The organism is Arthrobacter sp. S2(2024), assembly GCF_036662515.1.
Lineage (GTDB): Bacteria > Actinomycetota > Actinomycetes > Actinomycetales > Micrococcaceae > Arthrobacter.
Window position 1 is genome coordinate 170,402 of the sequence record NZ_JAYKZI010000002.1, and the last position, 15,809, is coordinate 186,210.

14 protein-coding genes and 1 tRNA gene are annotated in these 15,809 nt (G+C 64.8%); 10 read left to right on the forward strand and 5 right to left on the reverse strand.

Features of this window, described 5'->3' with window-relative positions:
- Positions 1-2 precede the first annotated feature (2 nt).
- The gene (argS, locus tag VLA65_RS04470; protein ID WP_332601898.1) at positions 3-1,652 is read right to left on the reverse strand and encodes an arginine--tRNA ligase; all 1,650 of its coding nucleotides are present in this window, start codon (positions 1,650-1,652) and stop codon (positions 3-5) included.
- 220 nt (positions 1,653-1,872) lie between these two features.
- On the opposite strand from argS, the gene VLA65_RS04475 reads away from it, so the two are divergent.
- The 7 genes from VLA65_RS04475 (at position 1,873) to VLA65_RS04505 (ending at position 6,807) form a co-directional block, all read left to right on the forward strand.
- A complete protein-coding gene (locus VLA65_RS04475; RefSeq protein ID WP_332601899.1) occupies positions 1,873-2,292 on the forward strand; it encodes an FMN-binding protein in 420 nt (139 codons plus the stop codon).
- A 4-nt stretch (positions 2,293-2,296) separates the two neighbouring features.
- Positions 2,297-3,169 carry an FAD:protein FMN transferase gene (locus VLA65_RS04480; RefSeq protein WP_332601900.1) on the forward strand — a complete coding sequence of 291 codons (873 nt, stop codon included), beginning with the start codon at positions 2,297-2,299 and terminating at the stop codon, positions 3,167-3,169.
- Complete coding sequence (locus VLA65_RS04485; RefSeq protein WP_332601901.1) at positions 3,166-4,686, forward strand: FAD-dependent oxidoreductase; 1,521 nt, start codon at positions 3,166-3,168, stop codon at positions 4,684-4,686. The genes VLA65_RS04480 and VLA65_RS04485 overlap by 4 nt, the downstream gene beginning before the upstream one ends.
- 87 nt (positions 4,687-4,773) lie before the next feature.
- Positions 4,774-4,846, forward strand: a tRNA-Arg gene (locus VLA65_RS04490).
- A gap of 300 nt (positions 4,847-5,146) precedes the next feature.
- Positions 5,147-5,317, forward strand: coding sequence for a hypothetical protein (locus VLA65_RS04495; RefSeq protein WP_172465479.1), 171 nt, complete (start codon positions 5,147-5,149; stop codon positions 5,315-5,317).
- Positions 5,318-5,433: 116 nt separating this feature from the next.
- A complete protein-coding gene (locus VLA65_RS04500) occupies positions 5,434-6,450 on the forward strand; it encodes a M4 family metallopeptidase (protein ID WP_332601902.1) in 1,017 nt (338 codons plus the stop codon).
- Between the two features lie 33 nt (positions 6,451-6,483).
- Positions 6,484-6,807 carry a protealysin inhibitor emfourin gene (locus VLA65_RS04505; RefSeq protein WP_332601903.1) on the forward strand — a complete coding sequence of 108 codons (324 nt, stop codon included), beginning with the start codon at positions 6,484-6,486 and terminating at the stop codon, positions 6,805-6,807.
- Here VLA65_RS04505 and VLA65_RS04510 read toward each other — a convergent pair.
- A complete protein-coding gene (locus tag VLA65_RS04510) occupies positions 6,804-7,772 on the reverse strand; it encodes a GlxA family transcriptional regulator (RefSeq protein ID WP_284988424.1) in 969 nt (322 codons plus the stop codon). The two genes, VLA65_RS04505 and VLA65_RS04510, sit on opposite strands and share 4 nt — an antisense overlap.
- A gap of 81 nt (positions 7,773-7,853) precedes the next feature.
- Here VLA65_RS04510 and VLA65_RS04515 point away from each other — a divergent pair, with 81 nt between their 5' ends.
- From VLA65_RS04515 to hrpA, 3 genes are read left to right on the forward strand one after another with little or no spacing between them, the layout of a single operon-like run.
- A complete protein-coding gene (locus VLA65_RS04515) occupies positions 7,854-8,018 on the forward strand; it encodes a hypothetical protein (protein WP_172465477.1) in 165 nt (54 codons plus the stop codon).
- A 60-nt stretch (positions 8,019-8,078) separates the two neighbouring features.
- Positions 8,079-9,065, forward strand: coding sequence for a helix-turn-helix transcriptional regulator (locus tag VLA65_RS04520; RefSeq protein WP_332601904.1), 987 nt, complete (start codon positions 8,079-8,081; stop codon positions 9,063-9,065).
- 13 nt (positions 9,066-9,078) lie between these two features.
- Positions 9,079-13,080 carry an ATP-dependent RNA helicase HrpA gene (hrpA, locus tag VLA65_RS04525; RefSeq protein ID WP_332601905.1) on the forward strand — a complete coding sequence of 1,334 codons (4,002 nt, stop codon included), beginning with the start codon at positions 9,079-9,081 and terminating at the stop codon, positions 13,078-13,080.
- 135 nt (positions 13,081-13,215) lie between these two features.
- On the opposite strand, the gene VLA65_RS04530 is transcribed toward hrpA, so the two are convergent.
- The 3 genes from VLA65_RS04530 to VLA65_RS04540 all read right to left on the reverse strand — a co-directional run bounded on the left by VLA65_RS04530 (position 13,216) and on the right by VLA65_RS04540 (position 15,755).
- The gene (locus tag VLA65_RS04530; RefSeq protein WP_306960950.1) at positions 13,216-13,644 is read right to left on the reverse strand and encodes an HIT family protein; all 429 of its coding nucleotides are present in this window, start codon (positions 13,642-13,644) and stop codon (positions 13,216-13,218) included.
- Complete coding sequence (locus tag VLA65_RS04535) at positions 13,641-14,822, reverse strand: NAD(P)-dependent alcohol dehydrogenase (protein WP_332601906.1); 1,182 nt, start codon at positions 14,820-14,822, stop codon at positions 13,641-13,643. Before VLA65_RS04535 ends, VLA65_RS04530 begins: the two co-directional genes overlap by 4 nt.
- A gap of 78 nt (positions 14,823-14,900) precedes the next feature.
- Complete coding sequence (locus VLA65_RS04540) at positions 14,901-15,755, reverse strand: sulfurtransferase (RefSeq protein ID WP_284988429.1); 855 nt, start codon at positions 15,753-15,755, stop codon at positions 14,901-14,903.
- Between the last annotated feature and the right edge of the window lie 54 nt (positions 15,756-15,809).

The following is a 15,809-nucleotide window of genomic DNA, read 5'->3' on the forward strand; positions in this document are numbered from 1 at the left end:
GATCACATCCGTTCCGGAGCTGAAACGCCGAGGAGTTCGAGTCCGTTGGCAAGTACCTGGCTCGTGGCGTCGTTGAGCCACAGCCGTGTGCGGTTGACGTCCTGGACCGGCTCGTCGCCGAGCGGTGAGACGCGGCAAGCGTCGTACCAGCGGTGGTAGGCACCGGCGATGACCTCGAGGTGGCGGGCCACACGATGCGGTTCGCGGAGCTCGGCGGCCTTGGCAACGATGGACGGGTAGCTGCCGAGGTAGGACAGCAGCTCGTTCTCGGTGGCGTGGTCCAACAAGGACGCGTCGAAGGCGCTGTGGTCGACGCCAGCCTCGATCGCGTTGCGTGCCGTGCCGCGGGAGCGGGCATGCGCGTACTGCACGTAGAACACCGGGTTTTCGTTGCTGTTCTTCTTCAGCAGTTCCGGATCCAGCGTCAGCGGAGAATCGGCGGGGAAGCGGGCCAGCGAGTAACGCACGGCGTCCTTCCCGAGCCATTCGATCAAGTCCTTGAGCTCGATGATGTTGCCGGCACGCTTGGACAGCTTGGCGCCGTTGACCGAGACCAACTGTCCGATCAGGACCTCGATGTTGACCTCGGGGTCGTCGCCCGCACAGGCTGCGATGGCCTTGAGCCGGTTGATGTAGCCGTGGTGGTCGGCGCCGAGCAGGTAGATCTTCTCCGTGAAGCCGCGGTCCTTCTTCGACAGGTAGTACGCGGCGTCGGCGGCGAAATACGTGGGTTCGCCGTTGGCCCGGATCATCACGCGGTCCTTGTCATCGCCGAAGTCCGTGGTGCGCAGCCAGACCGCCCCGCCGTCGTCGAACACGTGGCCCTGCTCGCGGAGGCGGGCGACGGCGGACTCGATCGCACCGCCGTCGTGCAGTTCCTGCTCGGAGAAGAAGACATCGAAAGCCACGCCGAACCCGGCCAGGGTGTCCTTGATGTCCTTCATCTGGGCCTGGTAGGCCGCGGAACGGATCACCGGCAGTGCGGCCTCGTCGGTCAGCTCGCGGATTGCCGGATGGGCCTTGAGCACCTCGTCGCCGAGTTCCCGGATGTACTCACCGGGGTAGCCGCCCTCCGGAACGCCGCGTCCGTGCAGGCGGGACAGCACCGAGTTCGCGAAAACGTTCATCTGCGAGCCCGCGTCGTTGATGTAGTACTCCGCGGTGACGTCCGCACCGGAGGCGCGGAGGACGCGGGCAATCGAATCTCCCAGGGCCGCCCAACGCGTGTGGCCGATGTGCAGCGGTCCCGTGGGGTTGGCCGAGACGAATTCCATGTTGACCACATGGCCTGCGAGCGCCTGGTTGGTTCCGTAGGAGCTTCCCGCCTCGACGATGGCCTTGGCCAGCGCACCGGCGGCCGCCGCGTCCACGGTGATGTTCAGGAAGCCCGGGCCCGCGATGTCCACGGCGGTGACGCCGTCGATCGCTTCCAGCCGCTTGCCCAGGATTGTGGCGAATTCACGCGGGTTGGTCCCGGCATGCTTGGCAAGCTGCAAGGCAATGTTCGTGGCCCAGTCGCCGTGCTCCCGGTTCTTGGGTCGCTCCACGCGCACGTCCTCAGGGAGGGCAGATTCGGAAAGCGCAAGCTCGCCGGCGGCGACAGCGTCTTTCAGGCAGGCGGATATGGCGGCTGAGAGTTCTTCGGGAGTCACCCGTCTAGCCTACCGGTGGGGCTTGCAAGTGGTGGAATTCTAATGCTTAGCAATGCGCACACGCGGGCACCAGCGCGCACCCAGCCGGCGCCCAGCTTCGGCCAGTAAAGCTCCCAGACTGAACCGATAGGCTGAAATCACCGTCAGTGGTGTGATCGGCCCACGGCCCGAAGGAACGCGCATTGACCACTTTTCGAGTCCAGTTGAAACGAGCAGAACCATGACTACGCCACTCCGCAAGGGCCTCCTGGTGGGCGCCGCCGGCCTCTCTTTGGCCAGTTCGGTGGCAGCTTGCGCCCCCTCGGCACAAGGCAGCACCCCGCAAAAGACCTCCACGATTTCCGGCCCCTACAAGGACGGTACCTACAGTGCGGACGGTGACTACATTTCACCCAACGGCGGTGAAACCGTGGGGGTCAAGCTGACATTGGCCGGTGGCACCATTTCCGCGGTGGACATCACAGTCCATGCCAACAACCCGAACACCAAGGAATTCCAGGGGCGGTTCAAGAACGGCATCGCGGCGCAGGTGGTCGGCAAGAAACTGGATGAGATCAACGTCTCAAAAGTCGCCGGCTCCTCCTTGACCAGCCAAGGATTCAACAAGGCCGTGGAAACCATCAAGTCCGAGGCCAAATAGGCGCATGGCGCACACGGGCTGGAGCGTTTTCAGCTTCGACGGGATCGGGACCACGTGGGAAATCTCGACGCCGGAGCAACTCCCAGAGGAGGTGCGCGCCGGCTTGCTCGGCATCGTGGAGGACTACGACCGAAGCTACTCGCGCTTCCGGGACGACTCCCTGGTTGCGCCGCTCGCCCGTGAACCCGGCACCGTGACCCTCCCTGCCGGGGCAGGCGAGCTGGAACGGCTTTTCAAAAAGCTGTACCGCCTCAGCGACGGCACCATGACGCCGCTCATCGGCGGCAGCCTCGAGCACCTGGGCTACGGGGCGGACTATGCCTTGCGGCCCCTCGGCCATCCGGTGCCGGCACCGCGCTGGGAAGACGCCCTCGTATGGAACGGCACGGAGATTTCCGCTTCCGTCCCTGTGGTTTTGGACATCGGTGCTGCCGGGAAGGGCCAATTGGTGGACCTTCTGGCCTCGGTCCTGCGTGGAGCGGGAACCACGGAGTTCCTGGTCGATGCCAGCGGCGACATGCTTCATTCCGGGGCGGAGCCGTTGGGCGTGGGCCTCGAACACCCCTACGACCCCACCCAGGCGATCGGCGTCGTCGAACTCCGTGACGGGGCGCTGTGCGCTTCAGCCGCCAACCGCCGCGCGTGGGGCGACGGGCTGCACCATGTCCTCGACGGCGCCACCGGGCGCCCGGTGGAGACGGTGGTGGCCACGTGGACCATGGCTACCACCGCAATGGAAGCCGATGCGCTGGCCACGGCGCTCTTCATGGTGGATCCGAAAGTACTTGAGCGAGAATTCGAGTTTTCCTGGCTCATGGTCTATTCAGACGGACACGCCGCCTATTCGGCCGGCTTCGAAGGGACACTGTTCTCATGATTGCCATCAAAGCGCGAGTGGATGCCTGGCTCGGCCATTTCACGATGTACCGGCTGATTCTTTGGGTCCTTGCCGTTCTCGCGGCGTACAGCATGGTGTTGAACGCCCTGGGCTGGTTGAGCTTCGGGCTGCCTGAAATGGTTGTCCATCTTGTGCTGTGCCTGGGCCTGACGTATGCATCCAACCGGCTCATGGCCATGCTCTTCAAGGTCCAGCCGCACTCGGAGTCCTCGCTCATCACGGGCCTCTTGTTGTACTTCCTGTTCTGGCCCACCGAGCTGATTCCTTCGGTCCAGGTCCTCGACCTGGCCGGAGTCGCCGTGGCATGCGTTTTGGCCTCGGCATCCAAATACGTCTTGGCGTTCCGAGGCCGGCATATATTCAATCCCGCAGCGGCGGGCGCCTTCATCGCCGGGCTCACCGGTTTGAACATCGCCACGTGGTGGGCGGCAACCCCGGCCATGTTGTGGCTCCTGGTTCCCGGAGTGCTGTTGGTGCTGTACCGGACGCTGAAGGTGCTCATGGCCTGCACTTTCTTCGCGGTGGCGCTGTCGGTGGTGTGCGCCGTGCTCCTGCGCGGCGGCATGTCCTTCGGACCCGCTTTGTGGCAACCGATCGCCCAGCAGCCACTGCTCTTTTTCGTCGGTTTCATGCTCACCGAGCCCCTCACCCTGCCTCCCCGCCGATGGCAGCAAATGGTACTGGCCGCCGTCGTGGCCTTGTTGTTTGCTGTGCCGTACAACGTGGCGGGCGTGGCCAATTCGCCGGAACTCGCTCTGCTGATCGGAAACCTCCTCGCATTCCTCGTGGGGCAGCGGGGCGGGATCATGCTGACGTTCAAGGGTTCGCGCCCCCTGACGCCGTTCACCACCGAGTTCCGCTTTGAGCCACGACGGCCCGTCCGTTTCCTCCCGGGGCAGTTCATGGAACTCAACCTTCCGCACTCGCGCTCGGACGGTAAAGGGCGGCGACGGGTCTTCAGCATCACCAGCTCGCCCGACTCGCCCGAGATGACATTCGGCGTCGGCACAGCGGAACCAGTCTCCGCCGCCAAGCGTGCGTTGCTCGCGCTTGAGCCTGGAGAGTGCGTCAGCGGAACCGCGGTGGGCGGCGACTTTGTCCTGCCGCCCGACGCCGGCAAACCCGTGCTGCTCATCGCGGCGGGAATCGGGATTGCGCCTTTCCTTTCCCAGCTGGCGTCCGGCAGCTCCGCGCGACGGGACATCGTCGTGCTGTATCTCGCCCCCAGCGCCGCAGAACTCGCCGGAAGCGATGTCCTGGAGGCCTCGGGCGCGCGGGTCATCGCCCGCCTTTCGGACGGTTCCCCGCCGCCGTCGTTCATGCACGACGCCGGGCGGAGCCGCATCGACGGCGACTCCCTGCGGGAGCTCATCCCCGATGTGGCCGAGCGGGACGTGTACGTCTCCGGGTCCCCGGCAAACGTGGACACCCTTCGCTCCGCCGCCCGCCATGCCGGAGCCGGACGCATCCATGTGGACGCTTTCGCGGGCTACTGACGGCTCGCCCCCGCCCGTTTTCCATTGCGGCGCGGTGACCTGCTAAGCTCGTGGACGTCCCTCCGGCAACGGACGGGAGCCCCGGATGCCCTCGTAGCTCAGGGGATAGAGCGTCTGCCTCCGGAGCAGAAGGCCGTAGGTTCGAATCCTATCGAGGGCACAACAGAAAACCCCGCCAGTTCAAGGAACCGGCGGGGTTTTTCTTTGCCTCACCGCCTGCCGAGGAGCCTCGCCGCTTGCCAGTCGGGCAACAAAAAGTGGAAAACTGCGTCACGATTGGCCGCCTGCCAGCACAACGTTCTTGTGCAGACAACAAAAAGACCAGGGCAGACACCTCAACAGGAGCCCGCAGCAGCGTTCCCCGAGCTCGAGTCCATTGCCCCGGTTCTCGCCAAGAAGCTGTCGCGGCTCCCGGCAGCACATCTCGCAACCATCCTTTGCCCACAACCCAAGGACACCGATGCCTGAATGTGAAGCCGCCCGCCGCAACAAGCAAGCCCTCTACGAAATCGAACTGGCCTGGGGCAATGGCATCGTGGACCTCGGCAAGCTGCAACGGATCCTGAAGGGCCCCGAATATGAGGAGGAACTGTTGCCGGTGTGCTTGCAGGAGGCCTCCGAGTCGTCGTGATCCCGGACATGCCGCACCGGCCCGGCTAAAAAGTCAGTAGCCACTCCTAAGCTGTTCGTACCCGTCCAACAGGTACGAAAGGGTTCGCCGTGATCTGTTCCATCATTCCTCCCTACATGCTGCGAAGGCTGGCGGCACAGCACGAGCCCCGCCTGCGGGTGATCGCACGGGCGGCCAAGGAATCCCTGCTCCACATCAAGAACCTCCAGGCGGTCCGCGCGCTTCCCGTGCCGGCCCCCGTGCCGACGGCACGGCAGGCGAAGCCCGGCCCGCCCAAGCGGACCATCTACGACGCTGGCTCCACCGAAGCCCTGCCCGGCAAGCTCGTCCGCAAGGAAAAAGGTCCGGCAACGGGCGACCCCGCCGCCGATGAAGCCTACGACGGACTGGGCGAAACCCACGCGCTGTATGCAGGTGCGTTCAGCCGTAATTCGATCGACGGCGCCGGGCTGAAACTTGATGCCACTGTCCACTACGGCGAGCTGTATGACAATGCTTTCTGGAACGGCAGCCAAATGGTCTTCGGTGACGGCGACGGCGAGATCTTCCAGAGGTTCACGAAGTCGCTCAGCGTCATAGGGCACGAGCTTGCCCACGGCGTCACCCAATACACGGCAGCCCTCGCCTACCGGAACCAGGCCGGAGCCCTCAACGAGTCCATGTCGGATGTTTTCGGGGCCCTGGTGGAGCAATACGCCAAAAAGCAATCGGCTGCGGAGGCCAGTTGGCTGATCGGCGAGGGCTTGTTCACTGACGCCGTCCAAGGCACCGCGCTCCGTTCCATGAGGGCACCCGGCACCGCGTATGACGACGACGTTCTGGGCAAGGATCCGCAGCCGGACTCCATGGACAAGTACGTCCGCACCACCGCGGACAACGGCGGTGTCCACATCAATTCAGGCATCCCCAACCGGGCGTTCTCCCTTGTTGCCCTGGAGCTGGGTGGCAATGCGTGGGAGGCTCCGGGGCAGATCTGGTACAATACGCTGACCAGCGGCTCATTGCCTGCCACGTGCACCTTCGGACGCTTCGCCAAGGCCACAGTGGCCTCGGCAGAGGAGCTCTTCGGCGCCGGCTCACACGAGCATGACGCCGTCCGTACGGCGTGGGAAACTGTGAAGGTAAAGCTCTAGCAGCACCCTTCGGAGCAGTGGAAGCCGCAGAACATGAAAATCACCGTCCAGCGCAGCGGTGGCGTCGCCGCGATCACACGCGTCTGGACCGTGGATGCCGCCACCTCCGAAGATAAGCAGCGCTGGATGCCGATCGTGGAGGCCTGCCCTTGGGACCAAGTGCCGACCCGCGGTCGCGCCAGCGCACAGGCGGCCGCGCGGGCACCCGGGAAAGCTGCCGGGCAAGCCGACCGGTTCATGTATTCAATCCGCGCCGGACAACACCGTGCCACGCTCCCGGAGACCGAGGTCACCGGGCCATGGCACACCCTTGTGGAGAACGCCAAGGTAGAAGGCCACGAGACCCTCCGCCGCTAGCCAACTTCCGCCAACTGGCCGCGGAAAGCCCTCCGGTAAGACTGCGGGCTCGTGGCCAGGACCTTGGCGAAGTGGTGCCGCAGCAGCACGGAATGTCCGAATCCTGCTTCGCGCGCAATTTCGTCGATGTTCAACTCCGTGCTTTCCAGGAGCTCCTGTGCCCGGAGCACCCGTTGCGAATTGAGCCACGCCGCCGGTGTGGCACCTGTTTCGGCCCGGAACCGGCGGGCGAAGGTCCGGGCGGACATGTGCAGCCGGGAAGCCAGTTCGTTGACGCTGTGGTCATGCTCGAGGTTTTCCACCATCCAGCGCAGCAATGCCTCCATGGGCGCAGAGCCGCACGTGGGCATGGGCCGGTCGATGAACTGGGCCTGGCCGCCGTCGCGGTGCGGCGGAACCACCATGTCGCGGGCGATGGCAGCAGCAACGTTTGCGCCAAGCTCGACGCGGACAAGATGGAGGCAGGCGTCAATGCCAGCGGCCGTGCCGGCACTTGTGATGATCGTTCCGTCCTGGACGTAAAGCACATTTTCGTCCACATGAATCTGCGGGTACCTGCTGGCGAGGTCCTGTGAATAGTGCCAGTGCGTGGTGCAGCGGCGCCCGTCAAGGAGGCCCGCACGGGCAAGCGCGTACGCCCCGGAGCAGATCGACATGACCCAAGCCCCGCGCGCGTGGGCCGCCCGTAGCGCATCCAATACAGGCTCCGGGACGTCCTCGTCCCGTCCGTACGGGGCCATGATGACCAGGTCGGCATCGGCCGTAGCTTCCAGGCCCAGTCCGACATGCATCGACAGGCCGGACTTCATCTTCACGTCTCCGGGTACGGGGGTGCAGACCCTGAAGTCAAAGCCGGGAACGCCACTCCCCCGGTCCGCTCGGTCAATGCCAAAGACCTCGCAGGCGGTCCCGAATTCGAAGATCGAGAAGTTGGGAACAACAATGATTGCCACCGTTTTCAACATAGATCCAGTGTGGCAGAAAATTGCCTAAATGGGTCATTTCTGCCACTGTTTCTTGGGGTGCATGAGGAACACGATGGAGTCATGGAATTCATCGGAGTCTTGCTCTTCATCATCCTCATCATCACTGCCGCCGCTTCCATCTCAGCGGTCCTTCGGGACGGCCGCGGCCGCCTTCCCGACCGTTCCGAGCCTTGGACGGCGAGGGACCTGCCCGACAACTCGTGCTGGACACTGCGCGCGTTCTAAGGACAGCCTGCCCCTCAACACGGACGACTTTTGTCCGCATGGTGGGCTAGATTCAGTGCCATGATCCAAACGTCCGCAAGGCTCCTGCAATTGCTGTCCTTGCTGCAGGTCCGGCGTGAATGGACCGGCCCGGCATTGGCCAAGCGGATGGGTGTCACGGAGCGCACCGTCCGCCGCGATATCGACAAGCTCCGGAACCTCGGCTATCCCATCCACGCCTCGCCTGGGATAGCCGGCGGCTACCAACTGGGCGCCGGGGCCCAGCTCCCGCCGCTGCTCCTTGACGACAATGAAGCTCTCGCCGTCGCCTTGGGACTGAACTCGGTGGCGGCGGGTCCCGTGGCCGGTATCGGCGAAGCATCGGTCCGCGCCCTTGCCAAGCTCGAGCAGGTGCTTCCCTCACGTCTCCGCCCGAAGTTCGCGATGCTCAAGGCCGCGGTCACCACACTGCCCAGCAACGCGGCGTCGGTTGACCCCCAGCAGCTCACTGTGGTCTCCGCGGCGATCGCGGACAAGCGACAACTCAGTTTCGACTATGTCAAGGCAGACGGTGACGCTGGCCGGCGTTTGGTGGAGCCATACCGGCTCGTCGACACCGGGCGGCGCTGGTACCTGGTCGCATGGGATGTGGACCGGGAAGACTGGCGCACGTTCCGTGCCGATCGCATCGCCACGCTCCCGGCCGAACGGAAAAAGTATGTGCCGCGCCCCCTGCCTGCCGAGGACCTCGCGGACTACGTCCAGCGCTCCGTGACCCGCTCGCCTTACCGTTACGACGTCGTCGTGCGCCTCCACGCCCCCATCGGCGACGTGGCCGCCGTCGTCGGCCCGCAGCTCGCTAGCCTGAGCGACGACGGCGGGAACGCAACCCTGCTCCGCGCCGGCTGGGACAGCTTGGCACAGCCCGCGGCGCACCTCGCGGCGCTGGACATGGACTTTGAGATCATCTCTCCTGAAGAATTCAAGGAGTACGCCCGCACCATGGCCGGGCGATTGGAAAAGGCCGCGGGAAAGCGCGCACTGCGCGCCGACGCGCCGCCACAGTAGACTGTCAGCAGCCATGACACTTCATATTTCCTACCCCGCAGAGCTGCCCGTCTCCGAGCGCCGCGAGGACTTGATGGCGGCCATCGCCGCAAACCAGGTGACCATCATCGCCGGCGAAACCGGTTCCGGCAAGACCACGCAGATCCCCAAAATGTGCCTGGAACTCGGCCTCGGCGACAAGGGCCTGATCGGCCACACCCAGCCGCGCCGCCTTGCCGCGCGCACCGTCGCAGAACGCATCGCCTTCGAGATGGGCGTCGAGATCGGGCAGGAAGTGGGCTTCCAGGTCCGTTTCACCGGCGAAGTCAGCAAGGCCACCAAAATCAAGCTAATGACCGACGGCATCCTGCTGGCTGAGATCCAGCGGGACAAGCTGCTACGTAAGTACAGCGCCATCATCATCGACGAGGCACACGAGCGCAGCCTCAACATCGACTTCATCCTGGGCTACCTCAAGCGGATCCTGCCGCAAAGGCCGGACCTGAAGGTCATCATCACCTCGGCGACCATCGACCCCGAGCGTTTCGCGAAGCATTTCGGCAGCGAGGAAGAACCCGCGCCGATCATCGAGGTCTCGGGCCGGACCTACCCGGTGGAAATCCGCTACCGGCCGCTGTCCCAACCGGCCGGCGGTGCATCCGGCGAGGATGAGGACGCGTCCGACGACGAGCTCGAGGAAGACCGCGACCCACTCGATGCCGTGTGCGACGCCGTCGACGAGCTCGCGCTTGAGGCTCCCGGAGACATCCTGGTGTTCTTCTCCGGCGAGCGCGAGATCCGCGACGCCGCCGAGGCGTTGAACGGCCGGATCCAGGCCAACCGCAGGCTGGCGGGCACCGAGGTGCTGCCGTTGTTCGCCCGCTTGAGCCTGCAGGAGCAGCACAGGGTCTTCAACCCGGGCGGCAAGCGGCGGATCATCCTCGCTACCAACGTCGCGGAAACGTCCTTGACCGTTCCCGGCATCAAATACGTCGTCGACACCGGCACGGCCCGCATCTCGCGCTACTCGCACCGCACCAAGGTGCAACGGCTGCCGATTGAACGCGTGTCGCAGGCATCGGCAAGCCAGCGTTCCGGCCGTTGCGGGCGCGTGTCCGAGGGTATCGCCATCCGGCTCTATTCCGAGGAGGACTTCGAGTCACGCCCCCCGTTCACTGATCCGGAGATCCTGAGGACCAACCTTGCCGCGGTCATCCTGCAGATGACTGCCATGGGCGTTGCCCGCGGCCCCAAGGACGTGGAGAACTTCCCCTTCGTTGAGCCGCCGGACTCCCGGGCCATCAACGACGGCGTCACGCTGTTGCGCGAACTCGGCGCCTTGAGCGCGGCCCGCACGGGCGACGGCGGCGCTCCCCCACCCGTCGACGGCCGCAGCGCGCGCGGGGGCGGCACCGACAACCGCGGCGGCCTGACCGCCGTCGGGCAGAAGTTGGCCCAGCTCCCGGTGGACCCCCGGCTCGGCAGGATGATTGTCGAGGCCGGAAAGCGCGGCTGCGTCAAGGAGGTCATGATCCTGGCGGCGGCCTTGACGATCCAGGATCCGCGCGAGCGTCCGACGGACAAGCAGCAGCTTGCCGCCGAGAAGCACGCACGCTTCAGGGATGAGAACTCGGACTTCACCGGATTCCTGAACCTGTGGAACTACATCCAGGAAAAGCAGCAGGAGCTCTCCTCCACGCAGTTCCGCCGGCTGTGCAGGAACGAGTTCATCAACTACCTGCGCGTCCGCGAATGGCAGGACCTCTTCCAGCAATTGCGCCAGCTCGCCAAGCCGCTGGGCATCACCATCGACAACAAGCGCGAGGCCGACCCCGTAGGCAACAACGAGGGAATCCACATCAGCTTGCTCTCCGGACTGCTGAGCCACATCGGCATGCTGGATGAACGCAAGCGCGAATACGCCGGAGCACGCGGCAGCCGTTTCGCCATCTTCCCGGGCTCGGCGTTGTTCAAGAAGTCGCCCGCCTTCGTTATGGCCGCGGAATTGGTTGAAACAAGCCGGCTCTGGGCCCGGGTCGCGGCGAAGTTCGATCCCTTGTGGGCGGAGCAGGTTGCACCGGATCTCGTAAAGCGCTCCTACAGCGAACCCCACTGGTCCACCCGGACGGGCTCGGTTATGGCCCACGAGAAGGTGATGCTCTACGGAGTTCCCATCATCCCGAACCGCCGCATCAACTACGGCAGGATCGACCCCGAGCTCTGCCGCGAACTCTTCATCCGGCATGCCCTCGTCGAAGGCGACTGGAAAACCCACCACAAGTTCTTCCACCGCAACCGCGCCTTGCTCCACGAAATCGAGGAGCTCGAGACGCGGATGCGCCGCCGGGACATCCTCGTGGACGACCACACGCTCTTCGAGTTCTACGACGCCAGAATCGGCAAGGACGTGGTCTCTGAACGCCACTTCGACAAATGGTGGAAGGAAGCCCGCCAGCAGGACCCCACGTTGCTGGACTTCGACCAATCGCTGCTCATCAGCGAGGACGCGGAAGCCCTGGATGATTCCGCCTACCCGAAAACCTGGCTGCATAAGGGCTTTGAGCTGCCCCTGAGCTACGAGTTCCATCCAGTGGCTCCCGGCTCGCCGCCCAATCCGTCGGATGGTGTCACAGCCGAGGTCCCCGTGCTGTTCCTTAATCAGCTCGACGACGCCCCTTTCCGCTGGCAGATACCGGGCCAGCGGGTGGAGCTCGTCACCGCCTTGATCAAGTCGCTGCCCAAACACATCCGCAAGAACTTCGTGCCTGCCCCGGATGTTGCCCGGCAAGCGGCTGCTGCTTTGGAAACCGACTTCGATCCTGCCTCGGACGATCTTGAGGCCTCACTTGAGCTGGTGCTGCGCCGTATCCGGGGACACATCGTTCCTCCGGGATCGTGGAATTGGGACGCCGTTCCGGCGCACCTGCGCGTCAGCTTCAAGGTAGTGGACAGCCGCGGCAAGGTGCTCGACGAAGGCAAGGACCTGGCCGCTCTCCAGGAGCAGCTGGCTCCGGCTACCCGCCGTGCCATCGCCGAATCCCTCGGCGCAACACCCGCGACGACGGCGCGCACCAACGGTCCGAAGGGCGCTGCACATGCCGGCGGTGCCGGATCCCCCAGTGGAAACGGCAGCGGCGGCTCGACCCCGCAGGCCGCCGGTTTCCTCTCAGAGCAAACCGGGCTCACCGCGTGGACTTTCGGAGCTATCGAACGCCAAGTGACGCGCACAGTGAAGGGGCACGATGTCACGGGTTTTCCCGCTCTCGTGGATGAGGGCACATCCGTTGCGTTGCGGGTGTTCCAGACCCGGGCGGAGCAGGAGCCGGCAATGCGCGGCGGCGTTATCCGGCTGCTCGCGCTGCGGGTTCCCGCCCCGGACCGCTACGTCCTGGAACACTTGAACAACACGGAGAAGTTGACGTTCAGCCAGAATCCCCATGGTTCGGTAAGTGCCTTGATTGCCGACTGCGTCCTCGCGGCCATCGACAAGCTGACTCCGGCCGAACTTCCGTGGGACAAGGAGGCATTCGACGCCCTGTACGAGCTGGTCCGTGCGGAACTGATCGATACCGTCTTCACGGTGACCGCCGTCGTCGAACGCATCTTGGGCAGCACACGGCGGATCAAGAAGCAACTCAAGGGCAGCACGAGCCTCGCCTTGATCAGCGCGCTCAACGACATGAAGAGCCAACTGGAGCAACTCGTGTTCCCCGGTTTTGTGGCACGGACGGGCTACGCCCAACTGAGCCAGCTGCCGCGGTATTTGGCCGCAATCGAGAAGCGCCTCGAAAAGCTCCCGAACAATGTCCAGCGTGACGGGCTGAACATGTCCGTTGTTCAGGCGTTGGAGGACGACTACGACGACGCTGTCTCCGCGCTGCTGCCGGGCCGACGGGCAGGAGCTGAATTAACACGGGTGCGCTGGATGATCGAGGAGCTGCGCGTGAGCCTCTTCGCCGTCGAACTCGGCACGGCCTACTCAGTCTCGGAAAAGCGCATCCGGGCGATTCTCAACCAGGCGCTGGCCCCCGCGTAGCCGGGGCGGTACCAACGCCCGCTCACCTATATGGCCAAATCCCAAGACGCCCGCTCACCTATATGGCATTGCCTTGCCAAAGGTGAGCGAGCGTTTGGGAAAACACCACCAAAGGTGAGCGAGCGTCGCCCCAACTCAATCTGCGGGAACGTACTCGCCATGTCCGGCGGCGACGAGCCCGGCGCGGAGTTTCGCCGCATTCGCGTCGAGCCGGGCAGGGTCCGGGTTGTGCTCCACGGTTCCGAAGTCGAAATCGGCCAGGGACGTTGCCGGGAAGACGTGCACGTGGAAGTGCTCCACTTCGAAGCCCACCACGGACAGTCCCGCCCGTGGTGCGCCAAACGCCTCCACTTGTGCCTTGCCGATTGTCTGCGCGACCGACATGACTTTGTTGAGGAGCTCGGGAGGGACGTCGGTCCAGCGGTCCACCTCTTCGCGCGGCACCACGAGGGTGTGGCCATCGGTCAGCGGGGCGATGGTCAGGAAAGCCACCACGTCGTCGTCCTTCCAGACAAAACGTCCGGGAATCTCGCCGTTGATGATCTTGGTGAAGAGGGTGCTCATACGTCTGCCTTTTCCGAAGGGGGCTGAAGGGTCTTGGTATCGAGGACGAAACGGTATTTGACGTCGCCGGCAACCATGCGGTCGTAGGCTTCATTGAGTTGCCGGGCGGTGACCACTTCGACTTCGCTGACGACGCCGTGCTCAGCGCAGAAATCCAGCATTTCCTGGGTCTCGGCAATGCCGCCGATCAACGAGCCTGCATAGGAGAGCCGCCGCCGGATCAGCGCGCCAGGACTGACCGGAGGCATGTCGGTGGGAGGCAGCCCCAACTGGAAGAGGGCGCCGTTCAGCCGCAAGGTCCGGAAGTACGGGTTCAGGTCATGGGGCGCCGCGACGGTGTCGATAATGACGTCGATAGTGCGGTCGGCGCCTTCCATGGCTTCGGGGTCCTTCGAGAGGATCACGTCGTCCGCACCGAGCTCTATTGCTGCCTCGACTTTGGCATCCGAGGTGGTGAAGACCACCACGTGCGCCCCCATGGCCTTCGCGATCTTGACCGCCATGTGGCCGAGTCCGCCAAGTCCGACGACGCCCACAACGTCCCCCTCCTCGACGTCGAAGTAGCGAAGCGGCGAGTAGGTGGTGATGCCCGCGCACAGCAAGGGCGCCGCCGCGGCCGGGTCAAGGCCCTCGGGAACGCGCAACACGAAGCGGCGGTCAACCACCACGGAAGTGGAGTAACCGCCTTGGGTGATGGCGCCGCCGTTCCAGGAATCCTTCACCCCATAGGTGCCGACGTTTCCGCGTTCGCAATACTGCTCCAAGCCTTCGAGGCAGCTATCGCACTCGCGGCAGGAGTCCACCAAGCAACCGACGCCCACCAGGTCTCCGGGCACGAAGTCGTCGACGGCGGAGCCCACCCGACGGACCCGGCCCACGATTTCGTGGCCTGGGACGAGCGGATAGCTCTGGGCACCCCATTCGCCCCGCGTCGCGTGGACATCGGAGTGGCAAAGACCGCAGAAGTCGATCTCGATCTCGACGTCGTCTTCCTTGGGAACGCGGCGGGCCACTGTCAGCGGGACAAGACCGCTTTCCGCGGAAGTGGCGCCGTATGCGGCCGCCAGGGTCGGCATGCCTTTCGCGGCCACGGGTGCAGCGGGGCTGGCCTCCGCGGTCTCGTCACTCACGACGAGCGGCTTGCCAAGGGGCGGAGGAACGGGGCGTCCGGGAGTCATGCCTCGACGCTACCCCTGCGGGCGGATTTTTTGCCACTCCGCGCTGCCGTACCCCTCCGGCGTCACCGGACCCATGACTCATGGGCCCGGAGTGCCTAGCGGCGCTGCACCGGTGACAACCGGGTTGGCGTCGAGCGAGGACCATTGCGAAAAGGAGCCCGGGAAGAGGGCTGCCCTGAATCCGGCGATTTCGAGGGCGGCGATTTCGTGGGCTGCCGTCACCCCGGAGCCGCAGTAAACCGCTACCTTGCTGCCTTCGTCGATGCCCAGGGCAGCAAATCTATTGCGGAGCTGCGCTGCGCGGAGGAACGTGCCGTCCGGTCCGAGGTTTCCGCTGGTGGGGGCGCTCAGCGCGCCGGGAATGTGTCCCGCGCGGGGATCAATGGGTTCGATTTCGCCCCGGTAGCGCTCCCCCGCCCGGGCATCGAGAAGGATTCCACGCCTGTGCCAGTCAGCCGCGTCCTCCATGCTGATGGCATCCATGTGGCCGTGTCCAAGCACGACGTCGCCCGGAACCGGCGGTTGCTCGTCCTGCGCCAGCGGGTGGCCTGCGGCGCGCCAGGCACCCAGTCCACCGTCGAGCAGGAAGACGGAATGGAAACCGGCATCCCGCAGCAGCCACCACAACCGTGCCGCGGCAGTGCTGCCGCTGTCGTCGTAGGCAACCACGGTATCGCCGTCGTTGATTCCCCAGGCACGGGCGCTCCGCTGCAAAGCAGCGGTGGACGGCAACGGATGCCTCCCCTGGCCCTCGGCCGTGGGATCGGCGAGTTCGTGATGGAGGTCCACATAGACCGCGCCAGGAATGTGGGCTTGGCGGAAGTGCGAATGGCCGTGCGGATCGCCCAACACCCACCGGACGTCGAGCAACACAGTCCGCTTGCCCGCATCCATGCGGTCCTTGAGTGCGGCTGCGTCAATGATCGTGGCCATCAAATCTCCTTTGTTTTGCTGTGTCTACCAAACGATTGCGACGCTGCCGCCGTG

Excerpts from the sequence above, each read along its gene's own strand:
- VLA65_RS04475 (WP_332601899.1), top strand. The coding sequence starts at position 1,873 with ATGACTACGCCACTCCGCAAGGGCCTCCTGGTGGGCGCCGCCGGCCTC.
- VLA65_RS04480 (WP_332601900.1), top strand. The coding sequence starts at position 2,297 with ATGGCGCACACGGGCTGGAGCGTTTTCAGCTTCGACGGGATCGGGACC.
- VLA65_RS04485 (WP_332601901.1), top strand. The coding sequence starts at position 3,166 with ATGATTGCCATCAAAGCGCGAGTGGATGCCTGGCTCGGCCATTTCACG.
- VLA65_RS04495 (WP_172465479.1), top strand. The coding sequence starts at position 5,147 with ATGCCTGAATGTGAAGCCGCCCGCCGCAACAAGCAAGCCCTCTACGAA.
- VLA65_RS04500 (WP_332601902.1), top strand. The coding sequence starts at position 5,434 with ATGCTGCGAAGGCTGGCGGCACAGCACGAGCCCCGCCTGCGGGTGATC.
- VLA65_RS04505 (WP_332601903.1), top strand. The coding sequence starts at position 6,484 with ATGAAAATCACCGTCCAGCGCAGCGGTGGCGTCGCCGCGATCACACGC.
- VLA65_RS04510 (WP_284988424.1), bottom strand. The coding sequence starts at position 7,772 with ATGTTGAAAACGGTGGCAATCATTGTTGTTCCCAACTTCTCGATCTTC.
- VLA65_RS04515 (WP_172465477.1), top strand. The coding sequence starts at position 7,854 with ATGGAATTCATCGGAGTCTTGCTCTTCATCATCCTCATCATCACTGCC.
- VLA65_RS04520 (WP_332601904.1), top strand. The coding sequence starts at position 8,079 with ATGATCCAAACGTCCGCAAGGCTCCTGCAATTGCTGTCCTTGCTGCAG.
- hrpA (WP_332601905.1), top strand. The coding sequence starts at position 9,079 with ATGACACTTCATATTTCCTACCCCGCAGAGCTGCCCGTCTCCGAGCGC.
- VLA65_RS04530 (WP_306960950.1), bottom strand. The coding sequence starts at position 13,644 with ATGAGCACCCTCTTCACCAAGATCATCAACGGCGAGATTCCCGGACGT.
- VLA65_RS04535 (WP_332601906.1), bottom strand. The coding sequence starts at position 14,822 with ATGACTCCCGGACGCCCCGTTCCTCCGCCCCTTGGCAAGCCGCTCGTC.
- VLA65_RS04540 (WP_284988429.1), bottom strand. The coding sequence starts at position 15,755 with ATGGCCACGATCATTGACGCAGCCGCACTCAAGGACCGCATGGATGCG.